Annotated in this window: 7 protein-coding genes; all 7 read right to left on the bottom strand. The window is 45.9% G+C overall.

Going from position 1 to position 12,948, the window contains the following annotated elements:
- Positions 1-21: 21 nt before the first annotated feature.
- Positions 22-1,347 (bottom strand): ABC transporter substrate-binding protein, encoded by a 1,326-nt coding sequence (locus OB236_RS03945; protein WP_262682867.1) that lies wholly within the window; start codon positions 1,345-1,347, stop codon positions 22-24.
- Positions 1,348-1,518: 171 nt separating this feature from the next.
- A complete protein-coding gene (locus tag OB236_RS03950) occupies positions 1,519-2,319 on the bottom strand; it encodes an HAD-IIA family hydrolase (protein WP_262683076.1) in 801 nt (266 codons plus the stop codon).
- Between the two features lie 229 nt (positions 2,320-2,548).
- The gene (locus tag OB236_RS03955) at positions 2,549-3,112 is read right to left on the bottom strand and encodes a glycerol-3-phosphate responsive antiterminator (protein ID WP_262682868.1); all 564 of its coding nucleotides are present in this window, start codon (positions 3,110-3,112) and stop codon (positions 2,549-2,551) included.
- 189 nt (positions 3,113-3,301) lie between these two features.
- Positions 3,302-9,145, bottom strand: coding sequence for a glycerophosphodiester phosphodiesterase family protein (locus OB236_RS03960; protein ID WP_262682869.1), 5,844 nt, complete (start codon positions 9,143-9,145; stop codon positions 3,302-3,304).
- Positions 9,146-9,486: 341 nt separating this feature from the next.
- Entirely contained in the window at positions 9,487-10,344 is an 858-nt protein-coding gene (locus OB236_RS03965) for a carbohydrate ABC transporter permease (protein WP_262682870.1), read from the bottom strand.
- A 14-nt stretch (positions 10,345-10,358) separates the two neighbouring features.
- Positions 10,359-11,246: a carbohydrate ABC transporter permease gene (locus OB236_RS03970; RefSeq protein ID WP_076229396.1), complete on the bottom strand. Its 888-nt coding sequence runs from the start codon at positions 11,244-11,246 to the stop codon at positions 10,359-10,361.
- A 203-nt stretch (positions 11,247-11,449) separates the two neighbouring features.
- Positions 11,450-12,796 carry an ABC transporter substrate-binding protein gene (locus OB236_RS03975; RefSeq protein WP_262682871.1) on the bottom strand — a complete coding sequence of 449 codons (1,347 nt, stop codon included), beginning with the start codon at positions 12,794-12,796 and terminating at the stop codon, positions 11,450-11,452.
- Between the last annotated feature and the right edge of the window lie 152 nt (positions 12,797-12,948).

Genomic DNA, 12,948 nt, shown 5'->3' on the forward strand with positions numbered 1-12,948 from the left:
GTGCCTCCCCGCTTTCAACAATTACTTATTAAAGGGTGCAAGCGCCTTGTCTGCTTCCTCCTGTGCCTTTTGCAGAGCTTCAGCAGGTGCCATACTGCCTGTCAACACGGCCTGTATCGGATCGTTTAATGCTTTCATAACCTTGCCGTTGTTATGTGTGGATAACTCAGCAGCGGCATATTGCAGCTGATCACGGGCAATTAGAGCTGCGGGGAATTCTGCCGCATATTTCTTCATTCGTTCCGTATCGTAGGCCGATTTTTTAACAGCGACATAACCGGTATCGATGCTCCATTGTGCAGCAAGCTCCGTTTCGGTCATAAATTTCACGAATTTCCAGGCTGCTTCCTGCTTTTTCTTATCGATATCTTTGAAGATGTAGAAGTTTCCACCACCTGTTGGACTTCCAAAGCTTTTATTTTTAGGCAGGAAGCTCACACCAAAATTGAATTTGGCGTTTTTCTTTACGTTGGATAAGTTGCCGGTCGTATGGTACATCATCGCCGTCTTGCCTTCCAGGAAGTCAGAAGGTACAGTTCCCCATTCGGTGACGCCTTCCGGCATTACTTTGTCTTTCTTCGCCAAATCGCTCCAATATTGCAGCCCTTGCACGTTCTCAGGAGTATTAAACATGACCTTTTTGCCGTCTTCAGACATCAAATTTTTACCATTTTGCAGCGCAAAGGTTTGCATCATCCAGTAAGCATATCCCGTCACCGGAATTTCCAAGCCCCATACCCCGTTCTTGGTTAGCTTGCTCGCATAATCCTTCATCTCGTCCCAGGTTTGAGGAGCCTTCTCTGGATCAAGCCCTGCCGCTTTAAACAAATCCTTGTTGTAATAAAGCACTATGGTGCTGCGTTGAAACGGAATGCTGTATGTCTTCCCGCCTGTTTGGGAGTTTGACATAAATGCCGGATAGAAATCGGACAAATATTTATCGCCGCCTTCTTTGGCAATGAAATCATCCAACGGAACGATCGCGTTCATGTCCAGCAGACTGAACAGCTCGGTAGACTGAAGCACAGCCACATCGGGTGGATTCTTGCTCTGTACGCCTGCTTGGGTTTTGACTGCGGTATCCGCATAGCTGCCTGTGTATATCGGCTTAACGGTTATGTTCGGATTAAGCTTGGTAAACTCCTGAGCCATGCTTTCAATCGTAGCCGTCAGAGGACCGCCCACAGCAATCGGATAATAGAAGCTAAGCTCGACCTTCTCTGCTTTCGTATCGGTCGGTGCCCCTGCAGGTGCTGACGCAGATGGCTCGGTTGTCGTTTTGGCGCAGGCGGCCAGCATGGAGACGCATAAAGTAAGACCTATCATTTTTGTTGTGAGGGAACGCATAAGTAAATCTCTCCTTTTTCCTATGATCTTATTTGTGAAGAACTGCCCACTTCCGCCGCTTCCTCATTCACTGTAACAAACCATTGTGATCCCATGATTACAGCAGTGTGAAGCAGGTGTAAACTCTAATGCTCTGCGCTTTGCTGCAGTGGTTCGTCTGAGCCTGACTGCTTACACCTGTTCCTTATGCATGGTCAGGATCGATAGTAAATCATCCAATGAATCCCATACATAATCAGGTTGTATCAGAGATTGTTCGATATCTCCCTTCGCCGTGACCCCCGTCAATACAAGCGCCGTGTAAAAGCCATGATTTGACCCGAATAAAATATCCGTTTCCAGCCGGTCACCTACCATCAGACAACGTTCGGCACTCAGACCGCTCCATTCCTGCACTTTAGCTGCATAATGCTCGGATGGCTTGCCGATAACGGCATGCGGTGCTATACAGCTTGCCGCTTCTATGGCCTTCACCATCGACCACGTATCAGGGATGACGTCGCCGACGACCGGACAATTCGGATCGGGGTTCGCAGCGATCAGGGCAGCTCCATTGCGTACAGCCGTCATAGCTTGATGAAGCTTATCGTAATCAAAATGCATATCCATACCTACAAGCACATGTGTAGCGGCAAGCGGGTCCATCGTATGCTCGACCCCCTGCTCATCCAGCTCGCTGAACAGTGCTGGCTCCCCGACTGCAAATACTAGCGGCTCCTGCGTGCCTTCACGCAGATATATAGCTGCTGTGAAAGCTGCCGTCACGATTTCCTCCAGGTGCGCCTCAAGGCCAAGCTTGCGCAGCCGATTCACGCAATCCATACGGGTTCGCGTCGTAGTATTGCTCAAGAACAAAATCTTTTTTCCTGTTTGCCTTAACACGGCCAAAGTTTCCGAGACACCCGGGAGCAGCTGTTCTCCAAGTAAAATCGTTCCATCCAAATCAAAAAAGTAACCATCCAAATCCATCATATCCGGCAATCTTCGAGCATCTCCTTTCTTGGAACAACACAAAAAACCCTCTATCCATCAAACGGAATTGTCGCGCCCAAATAAAGGCGGTTCCACTTGCTGCATAAAAGGGTTTTCTCTTCGGCTCGTACCCTTGTATATTCGATTAGTTATTACATTTCTTACTTTACCAAGCTTGTGTTATCGGAGCATCAAGCGGAAGTTAAGGTTTTGTAAACCTATGGCATCATCAGGTCCAAAGCCGCTTACTGCCCATCGATACGGCGCTGGCCCCAGCCTGTAAAGCCATTGTAATCTCACTGTGATCATGGATTAATCCACCTGCAATAATAGGTATTGAAATCGTATCACATAGTTTGGTAATCACACGAGGTATCAATCCCGGCATAATTTCAACAGCATCAGGTCCACTCTGCTCGATGTTGTGGATGCCATGCTCCAAAGCCGACGTGTCGATCAAAAAAATCCGTTGGATCGCCATCAGCCCATTTTTTTTGGCATGCTTTACAAAATGGCTCTTCGTGGATATGATGCCTGTCGGCCGCAATCGCTCGGCTACAAACTTCATTACAATCGGATCGCCACCCAATCCCGTAATAAAATCAACATGGAGAAAAATCTTCTTACCGGCTTGCAGCACTTGTTTAATATAATCCTCCACGGTCAGCAGATCGCCAATCAGCAAGAAAACAACCGGACTGTCACTACGGCAGGCAGCCTGCAAATCCTCCACCTTGCGTACTGCTGGTATGATCCTTTTGGGGCCCCAATAATCATGTTCAATAATACTCATTAGCCAACATCCTTTCCATCTCTTAAGCCTACTCCAATTTAACAGACTATTGTTTGCGCAATATTAACTTGAATCAACAAAAAGTTTACTTGGACTGTTATGTCCAGCCCAAGCAAACTTTGTATGCAACCATTTTGTTTATACAGCTTCGCTCACCAAACCCGAATCAAGAAACGAAGTGCCTCAAACCTAGTTAATAAAATTGACTTTGCTTAAGAAACGTTTCAATATAACAGCGGATTGGGCACGTGTTGCATAGCTTGCCAAATCGAGCGTGTCTGGTGTCATTCCATTCATCAGACCCGCATGAACAGCGGTAGCTACCTCGGATTTAGCCCAAGCGATCTTATTGGCATCCTTGAATGGCGCCAAGGTTTCGCTTTGCTGTGCTGCCGAAATCGCCGTATCCACGCTTACGAAGGACATGGCACGGATGACCATAGCAGCCTGCTCCTCACGCGTAATTTCCCTATCAGGACGGAATGTACCATCCTCGTAGCCGCTGATCAAACCTACTTTCGCCGCAGCAGCCACCTCAGGAGCATACCAGGCATCAGAGGCTACATCGCGGAAATCACTCTTGGCAGCAGTTGGGCTTATACCCAAGGCACGAACAAGCAGTGCCGCAAATTCCGAACGAGAGATATTGCGATCACCCTCGAAACGGCTATCGCTAACCCCATCAACCACCAGCTTGTTAGCCAGCAATTCCACGTCCGCTTTTGCCCAATGGTTGGCCAGATCGGTGAAGCTTTTGTTATTCTCCATTACGGTATACATACTGTTGCCATTTCGTTTAAGTGTAGCTGTTGTCAGACCATCCTTCGTTTCGAAAACGGTCGGAACGAACCGGAGCATTTTCGTTTCCGGGATAAACTGTACACCCGTCGCTTTCTTGAAATCGACTTCCTTGCCAAGCTTTAACTCGCGAGCCACGTAGGTGGAGCCAAAGGATATAGGAAGTGATTGGCCACTCTTATTGACTGCCTGAACATCAAAATCTACAGCAGTGGCGATTTGTTGTCCGCCTGCTTTCACCACAGCTGCTGCAACTGCTGCCGCCATGCTGTCGTCAAGCTTCTTGATCGTCACCTGGATCGATAGGTCATTCACACTCACACCCAGCTGTTGTGCCAATCCCGTTAGGTTTAAAGTGGATAATGGCAAATAATAAGCAGCGTTGCTGTCGCCTGTAATGATCAGCGTGCTTCCGTTTATTTGTGACGCATCCAACAGCCCAGCCGCACTGAGCTCCAGCTTCTCGCTTGTCATATGCACCTCAACTCTGGTGCCAGCAGCAAATGCATTTCTGAGTTGACCCGCATCCAGCTTGCCCTCGACGGCTTCAAGCTTAACGGACTGTTTGCCATCACCGTTATTGCCTGTGCCAGATGTTCCAGTTCCCGTTCCGGATGTATCCGGAGTTGTGGAGGAGCCGCCCGAACTCGAATTAGACGGTTTGAGCACCACCGTAACGTCAATGGAAGCGGTCGTGTTGCGGTAAACAACATCAATCACTGTAGAACCGGTTAGGAGCGCCCGCATCTTACCGTTCTCTACAGATACAATGGTATTGTCACGAGGTGTGTAGGCTGCATAAGGAGTTACAATTTGGCTATCCTTTGCAGACAAATAGGTTACATTGTCGATGTTCTGTTCTCTGCCCACAATAATCGTATATTGCTTCGGATCCACACTGAGTGTATAGGTTACTGGCTCAGGATTCGGGTTACCACCACCCGGGTTTTCTCCTGGGTTACCACCGGGATTCTCTCCTGGATTTCCACCTGGATTTCCACCTGGGTTTTCTCCTGGGTTACCGCCCGGGTTTTCACCTGGATTACCTCCTGGGTTCTCCGGCTCCTGCCCTTTGACCTCAATAGTGATCGGTTTCGTATACAAATCATATTTCCGGCTGGCGTCCATGGCGGCTGTATATCTGAGCAGCACATGCGCGGTTCCTGACTTCTTGGCTGTTACCTTGCCTTGATCCACCCCAATGAAATCTTGACCGTCCAGCAGCACGACTTCCGGTGTTACGATCGATTTGGTGCCTTTGTAGGTTTCGACGGTTGCATGTAAGGACAAGCCTTCATCCTTCAGCAACACATAGTTGTCTTTCTCCGGTTTAACCGAAGCGGCCCAATCCGCAGCCCACAGCGCATAATCGGTCGTTAACCCGTAGGCTCCTAGCGCGAACAAGTTTTTCAGATCATCCTGGTTATTAATGGTCCACGGCGATACGATTAATCCACGGTGCTTGGTTGCCTCCAGGAAGTTCTTGCCGATCCCATAATAGCCTACGTTGAACGTGGCATTAAGACCTTGAACCGTTCTCAGCGCATCACGCAGTGATTTATTGGCGTTCGTCTCATTAGAGCTGATGTTGTTTACCAGCAAGCCCGAAGGCATCTCCGGCATCTGATCAGCCAGCAGCTTTAATTGATTCGAGCTAAAGGACATCGAGTCGACAAGACCCTCTGCCTTCATCTCTTTAAGCAGCTTGACGTAGGCAGCAACAGCAGCTGGCGTGCTCGTCTTGATTTCAGCCATGACCATTTTCCCTCTACTTGCAGCCAGTTCAATCTGCTCATCCAGTGTCGGAATTTGAACATACGGAAAGCCTGTTGGGAACGGCTTATTGGCATTCAGTTTCTTTAATTGCTCCAGTGTAAAGTCCTCAACATTTCCTGCGCCATCCGTTGTATGCGACAATTCAGCATCATGGATAATGACTAGACGATTGTCCTTGGTTACATAAATATCATTTTCAATAAAGTCTGCTCCGTTATCCAACCCAAGCTTGTCACTTTCGATCGTGTTCTCGGGAGCGCTCGTCGGCATGCCTCTATGACCGATAATATAAGGCTTACGGATCAATGTTGTATTATTCGAATACAGTTGAAAAGCAGTGAAAGCTTCATTTGGTGAATCCGTGACAATTCCGTTCACTCCAGCGGTAATCAAGCTGTGCATCGACAGGCTGTGACCAGTTGCACCAGCAGCTTCCTTTGACCACACTACGATCAGCCGCTGTTGAAGGTACGCAACATTATCCATGGAGGCTGCACTCTGTGGCAGCAGTGCGATCTTGGCAAGGCTGCGTGTGGTTTGTCTACGAATGTCCAACAAGCCCTCTTGCGTTACATCTTTAATATTACTGAAATCTACAATACCACGGATCATTGGATAGGCCGTTCTCGCCCTCTTAACCAAATCCCCCTTGTCAGAGATGACAAAAGCATCTTCCACACCCTTGTTCTTCAGAGCATCCATCAGCTTATCCACAGCCTGCTCATCCTTGACGTAGAAAGCAGGAATCATCCGGTTTCCGATCGTGTCCAGAATAGCGTCAAGACTTGCAACTTCTGTCTGGCCTGTTGGATCTGTAACCTTTAAATCACTGTTCACATGGACCATTACGGTTGCAGGCAGAACAGGTCCGGTTAATGCTGTCAAATCCTTCATCGTCTTCAACTCGGTGATCACAGACGGGGCCATGGAAATTCGGCTTTCCGGTTCTGTAACCTGGACGAATCGTTCACTCGGCATCGGCGGCAGCGCCTCTTGCTGCAAAGTGATTCGAATATTATCCACCTTCATTTTACTTCCGTTGGACTGAAGCCCAATTCTTCCTTTCGTATATGCTGTTGCAGCGTTGCTGTCTACAATTACCCGGTCATTAATCAATTCCTGTACCCGACTTCCATGGGCTTTGACCGTATAATGATATAATTTAGCTGCATCAATAGCTTCGGAATTCGAACCTGTCTCCATTACGTTCCATGCATTGGCAGCTGTTCGCTCGGCAAACTCAATCCCATTGGATGCAGTTGCATCCTTTCTAACAGCCATTTGGTAGTAGGGATAGTCATTGTTTTGTATTCTGTACATGATCGAGTGCCATCTGGCCGCGTCGTTGGCAGTCAAATGCGTAACATCAGCTTCAATCCTGTAATTGCCGAACAGTCCCAAATAATCGGGCAGCAGCACTCGGGAAGGATTATCGGGAGCAGTACTCGCATTCAGCTCAAATGCTCCGGATTTCACCACAGCTGCACCAACTGTAGTCCCCTCTTTTCTCGTCCATCCTTGAGGTAATGAGCCCTCTGCGGCATTATCAAAGTTCTCTTCGTATAACGTGTATTCACTATCACCAGCGTTTTTAACGACTAGAGCCATATTCGCTGTAGCGCCACTTGCTGCAGCATTAAGCGTATAGACGCCTTTTGTTTGCGCCGTTATTTTGCCATTCGCCACAACAACGTCAGGACTGCTGGGAGTCCAGGTTAATTCATCGCCCTTGATAGTTCCCGTTGAAAAGTCATTAAATTCCGCTTTAAATATAACCGAATTCAGCAGCACATCCTGACCAGCAGTAGCCAAAATATAACCGTCATCATGCTTGATGGATGTCGCCTTAATCCCTGTCAAAGACGGTGTAACCGTAATTTCTTTTGATACTTCCTGGTTATAATAAACAGCTTTAACCATTGCTTTACCCGGCTTGATAGGATAGATCTTGTTGTCAATAATTCTAATAATGCTTTCATCCAATGAATATAGCTTCACCCGTCCATCGGAAGGGGAGTCTGTCACACCATCCGAATAATACACACTGGCTGTGACGCTAGCCGGTCCTGTCAAGGCCTCAAGTGTGCCAGGCATCGTCATATCGAGCCGATCAGCCGTAATACGGGTCACTTTCAGATTATCGAAGGATACGATACTCTGATCGCCTTGAAAACCGATTGCCCCTCTTTCTGGCAGCACATCCGGTGTCAAGAACTTGTCCCCTTTGAGATCAAAAGCGGGCGCACTCTTATCTTTAAAATAATCCTGAACATGATTATCGAAGACCCTTACTTTCATCGTATAATCTTTGTTCAGCGCCAATGCTGATCCGGTAATCGTTATAGGGGAGACCCAATTGCCATCAGGCTTTCTGTAAGCAACCTCAATAATACCATTCGGCTTAATAGCCATTTGCGAATAGGGAGGTTTGCCAGTGGAGGGGGCCCGGAACATGATGGAACCCCATCTGCCCGTATTCAACCATGCATCGAACCGAACATCTGCTTCAACGACATAATTGTCCCATTGAACCGGCGCCATTATGCGGCTTTGTTGACCGGCGGTGTTCCCATTAAATGTCATTCGTCCATTGCCATATGTATCTTTCACTACGGAGAATGGGGTACTACCGGCATTAATATCTGAAACCCACCCGTTAGGGAGTTGTCCCGTGGCGTAGCTATCGAAATTTTCCTGAAGGATTACATTGTTCGGGCTGCCTGAAATCGGGCTGCTGTCCACAAGTGTAATGGTTCCAAAACCGGAAGTATCATTCCAGAAGGAAAACGAGTTATAGGCACTCCAAAAGCTGGTTCTATTCTTGGCAGGGTCCGTATCATATCGGTCTGTAGCTCCAATTTCTAAACCCAATTGTTTTTTTAACACCGGGTCAAAATTGATCATATCCCACGGCAATGCGACTTCAAGAGACCAAACGGTAGCGGTCTTATTGATGGCCCTCAATATTTTCTTGTCATCCTTGGCTGCCTGACCATTAGCTGCAGCACCATAATGAAACTCCGGTACCGTCGTATTCGGTTTATATACAAAACCCAGCTGCATATCATCGGCCACATAAGGTGTAGATTGATGAAGCTTGGGATCAAGGAACACATTGATATTGTCTTGTTCAAACCAATTCCCTGTTCCACCGCTCGTAAGCGTGTCGTCATCGGCCTGGATACCCATATATAAATATTTATTATCCCACAGTAAGCCGAATTTGCTGTCTTTAAAGGCACCTTCACCTACACGCGCATTCATGGGTTGGTCAATTTTCCAGACGGAATCATCCAGCTTGCCGTCAATCACCGGAGCTGTTAACGTCTTCTTCACATCCAGTGATTTTCTTCCTGCATCCGCAGCATGAACCTCTGATGGAAGCATAGGGGTTTGAAACATTCCGCTTATTAAACTTATTATCATGATTACAACTACATATTTAGCATGCTTTTTCATGGAGTACCTCTTCATAAGTGTTCAACCCTTTCATGAGTTCATTTACAAACCATCGACATTTGGACATCTGCTGTTAAGCCAGCGGTCTCCTTCCCTTTGAACAACACAAAAAACCCTTTATCCATCAAACGGAAGCGGCGCGCCAAAACAAAGGCTCTTCCATTTGTTGCATAAAGGGTATTCTCCTCGACTCGTACCCTTACCTATTCGTTTGTTTGCTACATTTCCTAGTTTATCAGCTCTTTGTTATCAGAATATCAAACGCAAGTGAAGAATTTGTAAAACCAGTGGATCCGATCGTGCCTCAACCGATACTGATGCTGATAGATCGTCGGTATCTATTATCCTTTGACAGATCCTTCAGTCAATCCGGAAATCAGCTGTTTTTGAAAAACGAGCACGATGATAAGCAGCGGTAAAACGCTAATAACCGAAGCTGCCATGATCAAGTGATAAGGTGTATAATTACTGTCCTCAAGTGCTTTGATGGCTACGGCAAGTGTTAAGTTCTCTTTGGATCTTAAAATGACAACGGGCCACAAAAAATTGTTCCACTGCTTAACGAACAAGATAATCCCCAGAGCTGCAAAAGCCGATTTCAAATTAGGCAGCACCACTTTTCGGAACAGTGTAAATTCGGAGCATCCATCAATCCGTGCCGCTTCCAGCATCTCATCTGGCAGCGACCGACAGTATTGTCTCATAAAGAAAATACCAAAGGCATTAGCAAGGTCTGGAAGGATAACCCCCCAAATATTATCAATTAAATGAAGCTGCTTATAGATGACAAACAGCGGTACCATTGTCGCTTCGTGAGGAATCATTAACGAAGCTAATACAAATACGAATAAAATTTGTTTTCCGCGGAATTCGTATTTGGCAAAGGCATAACCGCCCAAGCTGCATAGAAACAGTGTTACAACAGTAAAGGTTGTGGATAGTAAAACACTGTTCCACGTAATGATACCAAAGCTTCTTTTCAAAAACAGTTCCCCGAAATTTTCCCAATGCAAGGTTTCAGGAATCCATATGGGAGGGTTGACGAATATTTCACTTACTGCTTTTAATGAAGAGCTTAGCAGCCAAAAAAACGGAAATAACATCACTGCGGAAACAACAGCCATTACGATAAACATGAGGATAGCGTTAAATTCATTTTTGCGATTCCAGCTGTAATTCTGTTTAGCCGAGGTCTGCATGCCTTCTCCCCCCTTTATCCATTTTTATCATCAAACAAGCGTAATTGAACTAACGAAACCAGCATCATGAGAATAAAAAAACATACGGCGATCGAAGAAGCATAACCAAAGTTAAAGTTTTGAAAGCTCTCGTTATACAGCATCAAAACAGGAGTTAACGTAGAGTTCAAAGGGCCTCCCTTGGTTAAGATGAAGGGTTCGGTAAACAATGAAAATGTCCCAATCGTGGACAAAATCGTACAGAATAGTAATATCTTTTTCACCAGAGGGATCGTAATCAGAAAGAAACTTTGGGTTTTGGTGGCGCCATCGACATATGCGGCCTCATACAAATCTTTGGGGATGCTTTGCAGTCCTGTCATAAGCAGCAGCATATTGTAGCCGAGCCAGCGATACAAAACCATCATGGCCACAGTAAACCGAGCCCAGCCCGGTGATTCCAGCCACGGAATACGGTTATCCAACCATCCCAAATTCATAAGCAGAGAATTCAAAAGTCCATCCTGCGTGTTGAATATCAAAACAAATACGAATGATACGGCAACAACAGATACAAAGTTCGGGACGAACAACGCCATACGGAAAAAGCCTTTGCCGACCATCCAGTTCGCATTAAGCAGGCTGGCAAAAATAAGCGCCAGAAAAAGCATGATAGGCACATAAATCACATAGATCACAGCGCTGTTCCATAAAGACAACCAGAATTGGTTATCATGCATTAAAGTCGTATAATTTTGTAGTCCGATAAACGACTTTACTTTAGAACCGTTCCAATCCGTGAGGCTTATATAAAATGAATAAATAATAGGATATAAAGAGAACAGGATAAACAACAAAAAGTATGGCGATATATAAAAATAAGGAGCGAGTCGAAACTGCCATTTCCAGCTTGTGGTTCTCATAGCTTTCCTCCTATGAGTTTCGCTTTAGCGAAACTGACTTCGTAAGCATTTGCTAAGTTTGGCGAAGCGAAACTGACTTCGTAAGCTTAGCAAAAAAACAAAGGGGGCATCATCCCCATCGAACTCATGCTGATTCACATTCGCTCGAATGAACATGACACTCCCTCAGTTATTCCTGTCGAGATTGAATAGGTATTTTGTACTTACTTTCTTTTCGTCTTTTGCCTAAGCTCGTCAGCCATGCTTTTTAAAGCTTTGTCCGAAGGCGTATTGTTTAAAAAGATTTGCGCCCATACGTCCGTCATCATTTTATTGGCTAATGGAAAGTCGGAAGTGTAAGCAAGCGGGAAAGTTTGTTTTAACGACTCGGCATACATTTTCAGGACCGGCTGGTTGTTGAAGTATGCAGATGGCGCGTCCATGTCCGGACTGCTATATACCGTGTTCAGTGCCGGGAACAATCCTGCTTTTGTCATCATTTTCGCTTGAGAACTGTCCTTACCCAACATAAATTCAATGAATTTCCAGGCTTCCTCAGGATTCTTGGAATTTTTGTTGATAGCCATGTTGGAGCCGCCTTGATTGGCACTGACATATTTATCATCCTTGGACCATTTGGGCATCATCGCAACCGACCACTTGCCCTTGTCTCCAGGGGCATACTGCTGCTCGATAATCGCATCATGCCAGGAGCCGCCTACAACGGTAGCGAATTTACCCTCTTTGATAGCATTGCCCCAAGGATCGGTATTAGCACGGGCATCAAATACGAGTCCTTCTTTTTGCATCTTGACCAGAAAATCAGCTACTTCTTTCACCTGAGGCGAATCGACGGATACGTTACCCTGCTTATCGAAGTACCACAAGCCGCGCTGCCACATCATGGACTCGAATACACGGTTGCTCGAATTTGTTTTTGAGTCTCCATACATCAGAACGCCGGTTTTTTCTTTAATTAGTTTCGCTGCTTCATAGTAATCGTTCCAAGTCTGGATTTTTTGTGAAACTTCCTTCGGATCGGTAGGGAGACCGGCTTTTGCAAACACATCATTTCTATAAAACATCACAACTGGACCGCTGTCCCATGGCATCGCGTAGATTTTATTATCCTTTGTGGCGTCTTCCCATTTGTACGCATTCATTTTGTCTTTATAGGGCTGGACACGAGAAGTAATATCCAGTAAGGAATCAATTTGTACCATTTGGGAAAGATTGGTAGATTCCAATGAGACAATATCCGGCACCGCATCTCCGGTATTGGAAGCGATCAAATACTTTTGATACAAGTCTGTCGATTTCATCAATTGAAATTCAACCTCGATATTCGGGTATTGCTTCTTAAATTCTTCCATGTTCAAATCTACACCCGTTTTTGCCGATTCCCAAATCCAAACTACCAGCTTCGTCTTTTTACCGGCATCTGCAGGCTTGACGGCTTCTCCGGGCTTTGCCGATTCTGCAGGTTTGCTGCTTGGATTGGAACATGCACTGGCCATGATAGAGAAAAACATGCAGAGGACCAGTAATAGCGACCAACTTTTCTTTTTCATTGTTCAATACCCTCCTTATTTTGTTCTTCTTTATCTTAGTTTTTTTGAAAGTGCTTTCAAACTGACATTCGTTTGATTAAAGTGTACTATTTTTGAAAAATAAAAAAACACTCCTGACGTTCAGGAGGTTGTCGTAATCTTGTTCCATCATT

The organism is Paenibacillus baimaensis, from assembly GCF_025567575.1.